Source organism: Pseudomonas sp. KBN12P06040, from assembly GCF_037574965.1.
Taxonomy (GTDB): Bacteria; Pseudomonadota; Gammaproteobacteria; order Pseudomonadales; family Pseudomonadaceae; genus Pseudomonas; species Pseudomonas aeruginosa.
Genome location: NZ_JBBELS010000001.1, coordinates 6,066,715 through 6,080,199 on the forward strand (window position 1 = coordinate 6,066,715; position 13,485 = coordinate 6,080,199).

At 68.3% G+C, this 13,485-nt stretch carries 14 protein-coding genes and 1 other RNA gene; 6 read left to right on the forward strand and 9 right to left on the reverse strand.

Annotation, left to right across the window (positions count from 1 at the left end; genetic code table 11):
• Positions 1 to 20: 20 nt before the first annotated feature.
• The 4 genes from gcvT to VQ067_RS28525 all read right to left on the reverse strand — a co-directional run bounded on the left by gcvT (position 21) and on the right by VQ067_RS28525 (position 4,921).
• Positions 21 to 1,103, reverse strand: a complete 1,083-nt coding sequence (gene gcvT / locus VQ067_RS28510) for a glycine cleavage system aminomethyltransferase GcvT (RefSeq protein WP_009314477.1) — start codon at positions 1,101 to 1,103, stop codon at positions 21 to 23.
• Between the two features lie 150 nt (positions 1,104 to 1,253).
• Positions 1,254 to 2,873, reverse strand: a complete 1,620-nt coding sequence (locus VQ067_RS28515) for an ABC transporter permease (RefSeq protein WP_022580394.1) — start codon at positions 2,871 to 2,873, stop codon at positions 1,254 to 1,256.
• Between the two features lie 67 nt (positions 2,874 to 2,940).
• Entirely contained in the window at positions 2,941 to 3,939 is a 999-nt protein-coding gene (locus tag VQ067_RS28520) for an extracellular solute-binding protein (protein ID WP_042852605.1), read from the reverse strand.
• Positions 3,940 to 4,006: 67 nt separating this feature from the next.
• Positions 4,007 to 4,921 carry a LysR family transcriptional regulator gene (locus tag VQ067_RS28525; RefSeq protein WP_015503819.1) on the reverse strand — a complete coding sequence of 305 codons (915 nt, stop codon included), beginning with the start codon at positions 4,919 to 4,921 and terminating at the stop codon, positions 4,007 to 4,009.
• Positions 4,922 to 5,017: 96 nt separating this feature from the next.
• On the opposite strand from VQ067_RS28525, the gene VQ067_RS28530 reads away from it, so the two are divergent.
• Both VQ067_RS28530 and VQ067_RS28535 read left to right on the forward strand, forming a co-directional pair.
• Positions 5,018 to 6,211 (forward strand): MFS transporter, encoded by a 1,194-nt coding sequence (locus VQ067_RS28530; protein WP_003141948.1) that lies wholly within the window; start codon positions 5,018 to 5,020, stop codon positions 6,209 to 6,211.
• Between the two features lie 38 nt (positions 6,212 to 6,249).
• A complete protein-coding gene (locus tag VQ067_RS28535) occupies positions 6,250 to 7,071 on the forward strand; it encodes a hypothetical protein (RefSeq protein WP_003118038.1) in 822 nt (273 codons plus the stop codon).
• 36 nt (positions 7,072 to 7,107) lie between these two features.
• Here VQ067_RS28535 and VQ067_RS28540 read toward each other — a convergent pair whose 3' ends face one another.
• From VQ067_RS28540 to VQ067_RS28560, 5 genes are read right to left on the reverse strand one after another with little or no spacing between them, the layout of a single operon-like run.
• On the reverse strand, positions 7,108 to 8,325 hold the full coding sequence (locus tag VQ067_RS28540; protein ID WP_031757042.1) for a 2-octaprenyl-3-methyl-6-methoxy-1,4-benzoquinol hydroxylase: 1,218 nt from the start codon (positions 8,323 to 8,325) through the stop codon (positions 7,108 to 7,110).
• A gap of 28 nt (positions 8,326 to 8,353) precedes the next feature.
• Entirely contained in the window at positions 8,354 to 8,842 is a 489-nt protein-coding gene (locus VQ067_RS28545) for a DUF4442 domain-containing protein (RefSeq protein ID WP_033991279.1), read from the reverse strand.
• Positions 8,843 to 8,846: 4 nt separating this feature from the next.
• A complete protein-coding gene (gene ubiH / locus VQ067_RS28550) occupies positions 8,847 to 10,031 on the reverse strand; it encodes a 2-octaprenyl-6-methoxyphenyl hydroxylase (protein ID WP_003096305.1) in 1,185 nt (394 codons plus the stop codon).
• 7 nt (positions 10,032 to 10,038) lie between these two features.
• Positions 10,039 to 11,373, reverse strand: a complete 1,335-nt coding sequence (gene pepP / locus VQ067_RS28555) for a Xaa-Pro aminopeptidase (protein WP_003096308.1) — start codon at positions 11,371 to 11,373, stop codon at positions 10,039 to 10,041.
• Between the two features lie 9 nt (positions 11,374 to 11,382).
• Positions 11,383 to 11,937 carry a YecA/YgfB family protein gene (locus VQ067_RS28560; RefSeq protein WP_003099193.1) on the reverse strand — a complete coding sequence of 185 codons (555 nt, stop codon included), beginning with the start codon at positions 11,935 to 11,937 and terminating at the stop codon, positions 11,383 to 11,385.
• Positions 11,938 to 12,125: 188 nt separating this feature from the next.
• Here VQ067_RS28560 and VQ067_RS28565 point away from each other — a divergent pair, with 188 nt between their 5' ends.
• The 4 genes from VQ067_RS28565 (at position 12,126) to VQ067_RS28580 (ending at position 13,479) form a co-directional block, all read left to right on the forward strand.
• The gene (locus VQ067_RS28565) at positions 12,126 to 12,335 is read left to right on the forward strand and encodes a TIGR02449 family protein (protein WP_003096314.1); all 210 of its coding nucleotides are present in this window, start codon (positions 12,126 to 12,128) and stop codon (positions 12,333 to 12,335) included.
• Entirely contained in the window at positions 12,332 to 12,646 is a 315-nt protein-coding gene (locus VQ067_RS28570) for a cell division protein ZapA (protein WP_003096316.1), read from the forward strand. Before VQ067_RS28565 ends, VQ067_RS28570 begins: the two co-directional genes overlap by 4 nt.
• A 33-nt stretch (positions 12,647 to 12,679) precedes the next feature.
• A non-coding RNA gene (gene ssrS, locus VQ067_RS28575) (6S RNA) lies at positions 12,680 to 12,858 on the forward strand.
• A gap of 9 nt (positions 12,859 to 12,867) precedes the next feature.
• Positions 12,868 to 13,479 carry a 5-formyltetrahydrofolate cyclo-ligase gene (locus VQ067_RS28580; protein ID WP_003096321.1) on the forward strand — a complete coding sequence of 204 codons (612 nt, stop codon included), beginning with the start codon at positions 12,868 to 12,870 and terminating at the stop codon, positions 13,477 to 13,479.
• Positions 13,480 to 13,485: the final 6 nt, after the last annotated feature.

Here is a 13,485-nt window from a genome sequence, read left to right on the forward strand (position 1 = left end):
CGGCGGTCGCCATTGCCAGGTTAGATCAGGGGCTTGCCGTGACGCACGAAACTGGGCTGGACCACCCGTACCGGGTACCACTTGCCGCGGATTTCCACCTCGGCGCGATCGCCGGTGGCGGCCGGCACGCGGGCCAGCGCGATGGACTTGTTCAGGGTAGGCGAAAAGCTGCCGCTGGTGATCTCCCCCTCACCAATGCCAGCTACCCGCACCACCTGGTGGGCGCGCAGCACGCCGCGCTCCTCCAGAACCAGGCCGACCAGCTTCGGCTGGTCGCCGGCGGCCTTCTGCGCTTCCAGCGCGCGGCGGCCGACGAAGTCCCGCGCAACCGGCTCCCAGGCTACGGTCCAGCCCATGTTGGCGGCAAGCGGGGAAACGCTTTCGTCCATGTCCTGGCCGTAGAGATTGAGCCCGGCCTCCAGGCGCAGCGTATCGCGCGCACCCAGGCCCGCCGGGGAGATCCCGGCGCCAACCAGCTCGTTGAGGAAACCCGGCGCCTCGGCGGCCGGCAGCATGATTTCCAGGCCGTCCTCGCCGGTGTAGCCGGTGCGGGCGATGAACCAGTCGCCCTCGGCACGGCCCTGGAACGGCTTGAGTTCGCGTATCAGCGCGGCGCGTGCCGGGGATACCAGTTCGGAGCTGTGCACGCGGGCGTTGGGGCCCTGGATGGCGAGCATCGCCAGGTCGCCGCGTTCCTGCAGGTCGACCTTGAAGCCGGCGGCCTGCGCCTGCATCCAGGCGATGTCCTTGTCGCGGGTGGAGGCGTTGACCACCACCCGGTAGCCGTTCTCGGTCAGGTAGACGATCAGGTCGTCGACCACCCCGCCCTCTTCGTTGAGCATCGCGCTGTAGAGCGCCTTGCCGGTCTCGCCGAGGCGCGCCACGTCGTTCGCCAGGAGATGCTGCAGATAGGCCGTGGCCTGCTCGCCGGAGACGTCGACCACGGTCATGTGGGACACGTCGAAGACGCCGCAGTCACGCCGAACCTGATGGTGCTCCTCGACCTGCGAACCGTAGTGCAGCGGCATGTCCCAACCGCCGAAATCGACCATCTTGGCGCCGAGCGCGACGTGCAGCTCGTAAAGCGGGGTGCGCAATCCCATGGGTATTCTCCTTCCGGGCGTAGCGGGTGCCGTCGGCAGGGACCGCCGGCACGAAATCGCGCGCATTGTAGCCGCAAGCCCCGGAGCAGGACACCATGGAAGCGTGCCGCGATCCGTGCATAGACCCTACGACCTGCATGGATACTGGGCTCAACGATCGGAATGATGGGCAGAACGACGAATCAACCCGACCACCGGTAGCAGGCCGACCAGCACCAGGGTCAGGGCCGGCAGCGAGGCGCGCGCCCATTCGCCCTCGCTGGTCATCTCGAAGATCCGTACGGCCAGGGTGTCCCAACCGAAAGGACGCATCAGCAGGGTCGCCGGCATCTCCTTGAGCACGTCGACGAAGACCAGCAGCGCGGCGCTCAGCGAGGCCGGCAGCAACAGCGGCAGGTAGACCCGCAGGAACAGCAGCGGGCCGCCCACGCCGAGGCTGCGCGAGGCTTCCGGCAGCGACGGGCGGATCCGCGCCAGCCCGCTTTCCAGCGGCCCGTAGGCCACCGCCATGAAACGGATCAGGTAGGCCAGCAGCAGGGCGAACAGACTGCCCAGCAGCAGCGGCTTGCCGGCACCGCCGAGGGCGCTGGAAAGCGGGATCACCCAGTGATTGTCCAGCCAGCTGAAGGCCAGCATGATCGAGACCGCCAGGACCGAGCCCGGCAGCGCATAACCGAGGTTGCCCAGGCCCACCGCGCCGCGGATAGCGCGGGTCGGCGCCAGGCGCACGGCGAAGGCCAGCAGCAGGGCCACGGCGACCGTCGCCAGCGCGGCGATGCCGCCCAGCGTCAGGGTATGGCCGATCAGGTCCCAGTAGCGCTCGTCGAGGTCGAAACGGCCCTGGCGCCAGAACCAGACAGCCAGTTGCGCCACGGGAATCACGAAGGCGCAGAGGAACACCAGCCCGCACCAGGCGCTCGCCGCCAGCGCCCTGGCGCCGCGCAGGCGGTACAGCGGCGCGCCGCGCGGACGCTCGCTGGCGGCCTTGGCTCGGCCTCGCGTGTGGCGCTCGCCGAGCAGCACCAGGCATACCCCGAGCAACAACAGGCTGGCCAGCTGGGCGGCGCTGGAGAGGCTGTAGAAGCCGTACCAGGTCTTGTAGATAGCGGTGGTGAAGGTATCGAAGTTGAACACCGATACCGCGCCGAAGTCGGCCAGGGTTTCCATCACCGCCAGCGCCAGGCCGGCGCCGATCGCCGGCCGCGCCATCGGCAGGGCGACCCGCAGGAACGCCTGCCAGGGCGACAGGCCGAGAACCCGCGCGGCTTCCATCAGGCCCTTGCCCTGGGCGATGAAGGCGCTGCGCGCGAGCAGGTAGACATAGGGATAGAACACCAACACCAGTACCAGGATCACCCCGCCGGTGGAGCGTACGCGCGGCAACCGCAGGCCGCTGCCGAACCACTCGCGCAGCAGGCTCTGCACCGGTCCGGCGAAATCCAGCAGGCCGACGAAGACGAACGCCAGGACGTAGGCCGGGATCGCGAACGGCAACATCAGCGCCCAGTCCAGCCAGCGCCGCCCGGGGAATTCGCAGAGGCTGGTGAGCCAGGCCAGGCTGACCCCGAGCAGAGTCACGCCGATGCCGACGCCGAGCACCAGGGTCAGGGTGTTGCCGAGCAGGCGCGGCAACTGGGTATCCCACAGGTGGCTCCAGATTTCCCGGTCGATCTCCAGCCAGCTCAGCAGCAGCACGCTGAGCGGCAGCAGCACCAGCGCGGCAACGGTGAAGGTGATGGGGTACCAGCGGCGGGGAGCGGGATGGGCCACGAAATCCTCGGTGCGGAACGAACGACGCCCCGCTCGGACGAGCCGGGGCGCCGAGTATAACCGGCGGTCAGTTCCAGCCGGCGCGGTCCATCAGGCGAATCGCCTCGGCCTGGCGCTTGCCGGCGACTTCCACCGGGATGCTGTCGGCCTTGAAGCTGCCCCAGCTGGCGACTTCGGCTGACGGCGCGACCTGCGGGTTGGCCGGGAATTCCTGGTTGATCCCGGCGAACAGCGCCTGGGCGTCGGGCCCGGTCATCCATTCCACCAGCGCCTTGGCTGCCTCGGGATGCGGCGAGTGGCGAGTCAGGCCGATGCCCGACAGGTTGACGTGGACGCCGCGGTCGGCCTGGTTCGGCCAGAACAGCTTGACCCGCAGGTTCGGGTTCTGCTTGTGCAGGCGTCCGTAGTAGTAGGTATTGACGATGCCGACGTCGCACTGGCCGGCGTCCACCGCCTGGATCACCGCGTTGTCGTCGGCGAATACGTCGGTGGCCAGGTTGTTCACCCAGCCCTGGAGGATTTCCTCGGTCTTCTGCGCCCCGTGGGTCTCGATCAGGGTCCCGGTCAGCGACTGGTTGTAGACCTTCTTCGCCGTGCGCAGGCACAGGCGGCCTTCCCATTGCTTGTCGGCCAGGGCTTCGTAGGTGCTCAGCTCTTCCGGCTTGACCCGCTCGGTGGAGTAGACGATGGTCCGCGCGCGCAGCGACAGCCCGGTCCAGCTATCGGTGCTGGAACGATACTGCGAGGGAATGTTCCGTTCGATGGTGGCCGACTTGAACGGTTGCAGCAGGCCCATCTGCTCGGCCTGCCAGAGGTTGCCGGCGTCCACGGTGAGCAGCAGGTCGGCCGGGGTGTTCGCGCCTTCGGCCTTGATCCGCGCCATCAGCGGCGCTTCCTTGTCGGTGATGAACTTGACCTTCACGCCGGTCTTGCTGGTGTAGGCATCGAACACCGGCTTGATCAGCTCGTCGATGCGCGAGGAATACACCACCACTTCGTCGGCGGCCTGGGCCAGGCCGGTGATGCCCAGGGCCAGGGCGGCGAGTAGAGCTTTGCTTGCCTGCATGAAGAACAGCCTCGTCAGCGGAACGTAGGCACGAATGATAAGAAATCTCGCTTGCGAACCCGCGCGACTAAATGTGTCGGGGTGTTTCGCCTGCGTCCAGGCCGCCGAGGATGGCGAGAAACGCCTCCACCGCGGCGCTGCGGCCATGGCGGCGGGTGAAGACGAGGAAATCGGCCAGCGCCTCGGGCTCGGCCAGCGGGCGATAGACGACTCCGGCCCGGGCCAGCGCGGTGCTGCAACGCGGCACCAGGGCAACGCCCTGGCCGGCCGCGACCAGGGCGATGATCGAGGTGATCTGGCGTCCGGCCGGTCCCCTCGTCAGCGCCAGCCCGGCCTTCCGGTAGAGGCGCTCGATCAGTTCGTTGAGGCCGGAGCCGTAGTCCAGCGGAAACAGGATCAGCGGCCGATCACGCAGATCGTACAGGCCGATCCGCTCTTGCCGCGCCAGCGGATCGCCGTTGGGCACGGCCACCACCAGCGGCTCGCCGCCCAGGGCCAGCACCTCGATGCCGACCTGGCCTTCCGGCGGCGGCAGGCGCCCCAGCCCCACATCGATGCCGCCTTCGGCGATCTGCGCCCATTGCGCCGCCGAAGCGCCTTCGAGCAGCTCCAGTTGCACCTCCGGATGGCGCTCGCGGAACAGTCGGATCGCCTCGGTGAACAGGTCCGACAGGGCGATGGAGCTGGCGTAGCCGAGGGTCAGGTGGCCGGCCAGCCCCTGCGCCAACTTGCGGGCGAAGCCGGCGGTGCGCTCCAGTTGGTCCAGCAGGCCGCGTGCGTAAGGCAGGAACAGGCTGCCCTCGGCGGTGAGGGTCACCGCCCGGCTGGAGCGGTCAAACAGGCGAAAGCCCAGCTCTTCCTCCAGCGCGGATATCTGCCGGGTCAAGGGCGGCTGCGCCATGTGCAGGCGCTGGGCGGCGCGGCCGAAATGCAGGGTTTCGGCAACGGCTGCGAAGCAGCGCAGGCGGCGTAGGTCGAGCATGCGGTTCCTCGGTATCGATCGGTCCTGAATCGGTATTGGCCAGCCCGTCGGGAGCGCCCCTATAACAGGGGGTTTCTCGTCCAGGCAGAGCGTTCCATGAATTCGTCCCAGGGTTTCCCCCGCCTCGCGCTGTTTCTCTGCGGTTGCGCTGCGTTCCTCAATCTCTATACCACCCAGGGCATCTTCGACGAACTGGCGGCGAGCTTCCACATCAGCGCCCATCAATCGAACTGGAGCATCACCGCCACCACCCTGGCGGTGGCCCTCGCCGCGCCCTTCGTCGGCCGGCTCAGCGGCGGTCGCGAGCGCAGCCGGGTGATCGCCTTCGCCGCCAGCCTGCTCTGCGTGCCCATGCTGCTGGCCGCCCATGCCGGCAGCTTCGCCGCCTTCCTGCTCTGGCGCTTCGCCGAGGGGATGCTGATTCCCCTGCTGTTCGCCAGCAGCGTGGCCTACATCGGCGAGCGCTGGAGCGGCGGCGCGGTCATCGAGCTGACCAGCCTCTATGTCGCCGGGACCATCCTCGGCGGCTTCGCCGGACGCTTCCTCACCGGCCTGCTGACCGAGGAATGGGATTGGCGCGTCGCCTTCCGGATCCTCGCCGGGCTGACCCTGCTCATCGCCGTCGCCATCCGCGCGCTGCTCCCTGCCAATTCTGGCAGGCACTCGCCCGCACCCGGGAAACGCCCCTTAGTATCCCGTGAACTGTTCCGCGCTCCGCTGCTGTCGTCCTACGCGGTGGGGTTCTGTGTCCTCTTTTCCCAGGTCGCCATGTTCACCTATATCGGCATCCATCTCAGCCGTCCGCCGTACAGCCTGGACACCGCTCAGCTCGGCTCGATCTACGCGGTGTTCCTCCTCGCCCTGCTGGTGATTCCCGCCAGCGGCCGCCTGGCCCGCGCCCGCCCGCACCGCCAGTTGCTGCTGGGCGCATCGCTGCTGGGCGTCTGCGGCTCGCTGCTGACCCTGGCGCCGGGCCTGCCGACGATTCTCGTCGGCCTGGCTCTCAGCGCCACCGGCGTGTTCCTCGCACAGTCCACGGTCAACGCTTTCACCGCCAGCAACGCCGGGACCGACAAGGCCGGCGCCGTCGGCCTCTACCTGACCTGCTACTACGCCGGCGGCAGCCTCGGCGCGGTGCTGCCGGCGCCATTCTGGGACCGCTGGGGCTGGCCAGGCTGCCTGGGCCTGATCCTCCTGGCCCAGTTGCTGCCGTTGCTGCTGACCCGCTACGGCTGGTCCGCACCACAGGCCGAACGCGCGGCCCTGCGCGCGTCGCAAGGAAGACCGTAACCATCGCAAGAACAACAAGAACCGTCAGGAGGTTAGCCATGAACCATGTCATCACCCCCCACAGCAAGCTGCTCGGCGTCATCGAGCCAGTCCTCAACGACATGCCCGCCGGAACCCTGCGCCATGCGCTGTTCCGGGCCTTCTGGGACGAGACGGCGTCGTTGCTGGACATCGAGGACGCCTTCGCCCGGGTCACCGCCCGGCGCCAGGCGGTCGAGCCGCTGCGCAAGTTCTTCGCCAGCTGGTCGAAGACCAACAACTCGGCGGCCAGCGTTTCCGGGCTGGCCAATCGCCTGACCCTGCTGGCCCGTTCGGAACAGGGTTCGGCAGCGGCAGACCAGCTCTATCGAGCCTGCGGCAGCCTGCAACGGATCACCGACGAAGACCTCGGCGCCCTCGGCAACACCGTGCATGCCGATCTTTTCTACACCATGGCCACCACCCTTTGCGGCGACGACCGCTGGCTGCTGCGCGAGAACTGCCTGCCTTCGGCGCAGGCGTTCAAGGACTGGACCGACCGCCAGCGCCTGCGCGAGCGCGACCTGATGCAGGGACTGCTGACCACGCTGGTACACGAGGTCTATACCCACGGCGAGGTGGAGTACATCCACCCGCTGTACAAGGAATGGTTCAGCCGCGACATGGGCGTACCCGCCGAACGCGCCCGCGCCACCGTGGCCTGGGTAACGGTGCACACCGGCGGCACCGAGAGCAATCACTTCGCCCACGCCACGGCGGCGGTGAACGCCTTCGTCGAGGCGATGGAAATCGAGGTGAACGAAGAAGCCGCGCGCAACCTGTTCGGGCTCTACCTGCGCAACAAGGCGCAGGTCATGCGTGACTGCGCGGCGCTGTTCTGAGGACTGGCGGCCCTCCCGTCAGGGGGGCCGCCCCGCTCAGACTCGTGCCAGCGCCGGCAGGTCGCCGCTGAGGCCAAGCGCCTGGCGGACGAACAGCGCCTTGGCCTCGTGATGGCCGTCGACCAGGCGCAGGCCGGCGTTGCGCAGCCAGCGCAGCGGCAACCGGTCGGCCTGGAACAGGCGTTCGAAGCCTTCCATTGCCGTCATCATGCCCAGGTTGTGCGGCATCCGCCGCCGCTCGAAGCGACTCAGCACGCGTTCGTCGGCAAGCCGTTCGCCGCGCTCCAGGGCGTGCAACAGGACCTCGGACAGCACCGCCGCATCGAGGAAACCCAGGTTCACGCCCTGTCCGGCCAGCGGGTGGATGGTGTGCGCAGCGTCGCCGACCAGCGCCAGGCCCGGCTCGACGTAACGCTTGGCGTGCCGCTGGCGCAGCGGGATGCACAGGCGCCGGTCGGCATGCAGGATGGCGCCCAGGCGCTGTTCGAAAGCTTCGCCGAGGGCGGCGCGGAAGCCATCCTCGTCCAGCGCCATCAGCCGTTCTGCCTGTTCCGGGGTGGTCGACCAGACGATCGAGCACCAGTGTTCGTCGCCGCGGTCCGGCAGGGGCAGGAAGGCCAGCGGGCCGTCGTCGGTGAAGCGCTGCCAGGCGGTTGCGCGGTGCGCGTTCTCGCAGCGCACGCTGGTGACGATGGCGTGGTGCAGGTAATCCCATTCGCGGGTGGCGCAGCCGGCCAGGCGGCGTACCGCCGAGTTGGCGCCGTCGGCGGCGACCACCAGCGGCGCGCGCAGCTGACGGCCGTCGGCCAGGGTCAGCAGCCAGTCGTCACCGGAGTGGCGCATCTGTTCCAGGCGCGCGTTGGCCAGCAGGCCGGTGGTGGAATCGTGCAGGCGTTCCAGCAGGGCGTCCTGCACCACCCGGTTCTCGACGATATGGCCGAGCACCTCGGCGTGCACGCTGGCGGCGCTGAAGCCGATCCGCCCGGTGCCGGAGCCATCCCACACCTGCATCTCGCGATAGGGCTCGGCGCGGCGCGCGACGATGCCGTCCCAGGCGTGCAGGCGCTGGAGAATCCGCCGGCTGGCTTCGGACAGCGCACTGACCCGCGGCTCGTAGGGCGCCTCCGGCTTGAACGGCGCCACGTCGAGCGAGCCGCCGTCCACCAGCAGCACCTCCAGGCCGCTGCCCTCCAGGGCCAGGGCCAGGGCGCTACCGACCATGCCGGCGCCGACGATGACCAGATCCACGTGCATATCCTCGTTCTCCACTCGTGGGCCCTCTTCAGGCCGCGTTCCGCAGGCGCGGCTTGAGCCGCACGTACAGGGTTTTCTGAACCCGCGCCACCAGGGTGCCGGCGTCGTCGCGCACTTCGGCGTGCAGCCGGGGCAGGTACTTCTCGCCGCCGGCGGTCCGCTCACGGACCTCGTCGAGCAGCTTCTGGTCGATGCTGAAATGCGCATGCACCGGGCCCTTGCCCGGGCTGACGAACTCGATGTTGGCCGCCTTGTCCCAGACCACGTAGTCGCGGCCCAGGTTCTCCATCAGCATCAGCATCAGCATGAAGAACGGGTCGGTCATCGCGTAGAGGCTGCCACCGAACTGGGTGCCTACATAGTTGCGATTGAGCCGGTTCAGGCCCATGCGCACCCGAACCTCGCGGAAATCGCCGGCGATGTGCCGCACACGGATGCCCGCCCCCAGGAAGGGCGGGTAGAGGTTCATGGCGAAGCGCAGCAGGCGGGCCTTGCGCGCCCTCGACCAGACCGGCATGGCGCTACAGCGGCCGCGCGCCGAGGCCCATGGCCTGACGGGCGAACCAGCGCTTGGCCGGCGGCAGCAGGTCGAGCCCGAGCAGGCCGAGGTTGCGCCCGGCGCCGAGCAGCGCGCGGTCGTTGGAGAACAGCCGGGTCACCCGGTCGGAGAAGCCGACGGTCATCTGCTGGTCCAGGCGCTGCCCATCGAGGTAGCGCTGCAGCACGGCGAACTCGCCCAGCGGCGCGTCGTCGTGGAGCAGGGCGTCGACCAGCGCCAGGGTGTCGCGCAACGACAGGTTGAAGCCCTGGCCGGCGATGGGGTGCAGACTGTGCGCAGCGTTGCCCAGCACCACCAGGTGCGGACGCACCTGCTCGCGGGCCTCGACCAGGTGCAAGGGGTAGCAGTGCCGTGCGCCGACCTGGCGGAAGGCGCCGAGGCGGTAGCCGAAGGCAGCCTGCAGCTCGCCGAGGAAGGCCGCGTCATCGAGGCCACGCAGACGTTCGGCGTCCTTGCCTGGGCGGGTCCAGATCAGCGCGCAACGGTTCTCCGGCAACGGCAGCAGGGCCATCGGACCGCTGGGGGTGAAGCGCTCGAAGGCCTGCCCGAGGTGCGCCTCGGAGGGCGATACGTTGGCGATCAGCGCAGTCTGCCGGTACGGCGTCTGCTCCACGGCGATGCCAAGTTGTTCGCGCAGCCCGGAACGACCGCCATCGGCGAGGATCGCCAGCTCGCAATCGAGTTGCGTCTCGTCGTCGAGGGTAAGCCGGTAACCGCCCTCCCGGGCTTCCAGGGTCTTCACTTCGGCCGGGCAGTGCCAGCGCACCACCTCGGGGTCGAGCGCCTTCCACAGGCACTGGCCGAGCCAGGCGTTCTCCACCACGTAGCCCAGCGCCGGCACGCCTTCCTCGATGGCGGTCAGGCGGGTGGCGCCGAAGCGGCCGCGGTCGGAAACATGGATATGCAGGATCGGCTCGGCGCGCTCGGCGATCGCCGGCCACAGGCCGAGTCGCTCGTAGATCTGCCGGCTGCCGTAGGACAGCGCCGAAGAGCGGGCGTCGTAGCTGGGCTGGTAGGCATTGCCGGGGGCGAAGGGTTCGATCAGCACGATCGACCAGCCGCGCTCCCGAGCGCCGGCCTGCAGGGCCAGCGCCAGCGAGGCGCCGACCAGGCCCCCGCCGATGATCGCCAGGTTGACCTTGCTCATCGTCACCTCAGGCGGCCTCGCTCTTGGCCGCGGCCATCAGCGCCTCGATCTCGGCGACGGTCTTCGGCACGCCGTTGGTCAGCACTTCGCAGCCATTGCGGGTGACCACCACGTCGTCCTCGATGCGTACGCCGATACCGCGCCACTTCTTCGCCACCGAGGTATTGTCCGGGGCGATGTAGATGCCCGGCTCGACGGTCATCGCCATGCCCGGTTCGAGCACCCGCCATTCGCCGCCGACGCGGTACTCGCCGACGTCGTGCACGTCCATCCCCAGCCAGTGGCCGGCGCGGTGCATGTAGAAAGCCTTGTAGGCCTCGTGGGCGATCAGCTCGTCGACGTCGCCCTCCAGCAGGCCCAGGCGCACCAGCCCGGCGGTGATGACCCGTACGGTGGCCTCATGGGCCTCGTTCCAGTGGCGACCGGGGGCGATGTAGTCGAACGCCGCCATGTTGGCTTCCAGCACCAGTTCGTAGATCGCCTTCTGCTCGGGGCTGAAGCGGCCATTGGCGGGGAAGGTACGGGTGATGTCACTGGCGTAGCAGTCGATCTCGCAGCCGGCATCGATCAGGATCAGGTCGCCGTCCTTGATCGCCGCATCGTTCTCGCGGTAGTGCAGGATGCAGGCGTTGCGTCCGGCGGCGACGATCGAGCCGTAGGCCGGCATCTTCGCCCCGCCCTTGCGGAACTCGTATTCCAGTTCGGCTTCCAGGTGGTACTCGAACAGCCCCGGCCGGCACACCTCCATCGCCCGGATGTGCGCCCGGGCGGAGACCTCGGCGGCGTAGCGCATGACCTTCACTTCGTTGGCGCTCTTGTACAACCGCTGGTCGTGCAGCAGGTGGTCGAGGGCAACGAACTCGTTCGGCGGCTGCGCGCCCTGGCGGGCCTTGGAGCGGATCACGTTGATCCAGTCCATCAGCCGGCGGTCGAAGTCGGGATTGGCGCCAAGGGCGTAGTAGACCCGGTCGCGGCCTTCGATCAGGCCGGGCAGAATGTCGTCGATATCGCCGATGGGAAAGGCGTCGTCGGCGCCGTACTGGCCGATCGCACCGTCCTGGCCGGCGCGCAGGCCGTCCCACAGTTCACGCTCCGGATCCCGCTCGCGGCAGAACAGCACGTATTCGCCGTGGGCACGGCCGGGAATCAGCGCCATCACCGCCTCCGGCTCGGGAAAGCCGGTGAGGTACTGGAAGTCGCTGTCCTGGCGGTAGACGTGCTCGACGTCGCGATTGCGGATATACATCGGCGCCGCCGGCAGGATGGCGATGCTGTTGGGTTCCATCTGCGCCATCAGCGCCTTGCGCCGACGGGCGTACTCCGACTTGGGGATACGGATCATGCAGAAACCTCAGTGCAGTGAAGGCTTGGGAGCGGGCTCCAGCGGCTTGCCGCACTCGGCGAACAGCAGCAGCGGAGCGACCCGCAGGTATTCCATGACTTCCATATAGTCCGTCTCGCCGTCCTCGCTGTCTTCCAGCTGGCCCTGGACCTGGGCGATGGCGGCCATGTCCTGCAGCACTTCCTCGGCTTCGCCGGTCAGGCTGCCTTCGCGGGCGGTGAGGCCGAAGCCGGCGAGGAAACCCTGGCACCATTGGCCGAGCGCCTCGGTGCGCTGGGCGAGCGGGGTTTCGTCGTCGGGCAGGAGCATGACGACGGCGACCTCGCCGGCGGAAAAGTCCTGCCGGACCATGCCGAGCAGACCGGACAACGCGGCCTTGAGTCGTTCGCCCGGCGCGCCGCCGAGCAGTTCGGCGGCGGCGTGTTGCCAGGCGGCCTCGTCGAAGCCGGCGCCGGCGCAGACCCGACCCAGCAGATGGCCGTGCAGTTCGGCCGGCGAGACCGGCATGGCCGCCTCGGCGAGAAGGGAGGAAAAGGCGCTGTAGGCGGAATTCTGAGTGGACATCTCGGGACCCTGACGGCTGGGCGCCATTGGGGCGCTACACGTGAAATGAAGATGGTTATCCTAGCACCGCCCGCCCCGGCAAGACCATGCGACCGGTTGCCGGCGCGCCGGCCCGGCCGGGGCATTGGCCCCGACCGGGGACGATCCTATATAGTTGTCCAATCACCCCAATTCCCAAGCGAGAGCCCATGGAAGACGCCGATCTGCAATTGTTGACGGCCAAGTTCGACCAGCTGCTCCAGAAGCTGGAACAGCTCAAGGCGGAGAACCGGCTGCTGCGGGCGAACGAAAAGTCCTGGCGCGAAGAGCGCGCTCATCTGATCGAAAAGAACGAAATGGCGAGACACAAGGTCGAAGCGATGATTTTGCGTCTGAAAGCCTTGGAGCAGGACACATGAGCCAGTCGAATACCCTCACCGTGCAGATTCTCGACAAGGAATACTGCATCAATTGCCCGGACGACGAGCGCGCCAACCTGGAAAGCGCCGCCCGTTACCTGGACGGCAAGATGCGCGAGATCCGCTCCAGCGGCAAAGTCATCGGCGCCGACCGGGTTGCCGTGATGGCCGCCCTCAACATCACCCACGACCTGCTGCACCGCAAGGAGCGCCTGGACCAGGAAAGCAGCTCGACCCGCGAGCGCGTGCGCGAACTGCTCGATCGCGTCGACCGCGCCCTGGCGAATCCGGCCGATGCCGGCGAAGCCTGACCCGGGCACGGCCAATTCGGGTATACTGGCCTCCGCTCCCTGGTGTGTTGGCCAGTCGGTGATGTCCCTGAGCCGATAACTGCAACAACGGAGGTTGCCAGTTGGACCGGTGTGCATGTCCGCACGACGGAAAGCCTTAAGGTCTACTGCAACCGCCACCTTGAACTTTCGGGTTCAAGGGCTAACCCGACAGCGGCACGACCGGGGAGCTACCTTTCCACATGATCGAATCGCAAGACCTCAGCCGCCCGGCCCTGCGCCGCAAGCTCCGCCAGGCGCGCCGCGCGCTCTCCCCCCTGCAGCAACGCCTCGCCGCCCGCGCCCTCTATCGACAACTGGCGCAGCATCCCCTTTTTCGCCGTGCCCGCCATATCGCCCTGTACCTGCCCAACGACGGCGAGATCGACCCGCGTCCGCTGCTGCGTGCGGCGCAGAAGCGCGGCAAGGCCACCTACCTGCCGGTGCTGGCGCCCTGGCCGCGGACGCGCATGGTGTTCCAGCGGGTCGGCAGCGGCGAACGCTGGACCCGCAACCGCTTCCGCATCAGCGAACCGCTGGCCGACGCCGGCCGCCAGCGCAAGGCCTGGGCGCTGGACCTGGTACTGCTGCCGCTGGTGGGGTTCGACGAACAGGGCGGGCGCCTGGGCATGGGCGGCGGCTTCTACGACCGCAGCCTGGCCTACCTGGCGAGGCGCAAAAATGGTCACAAACCGACGCTGATCGGCCTGGCCCATGAATGTCAGAAGGTGGATCGACTGGCGCTGGCCAGCTGGGACATTCCCCTGGCGGGAACGGTGACCGATGCGGGCTGGTACGTGGCAGGGAAACGCTAGGAAGGA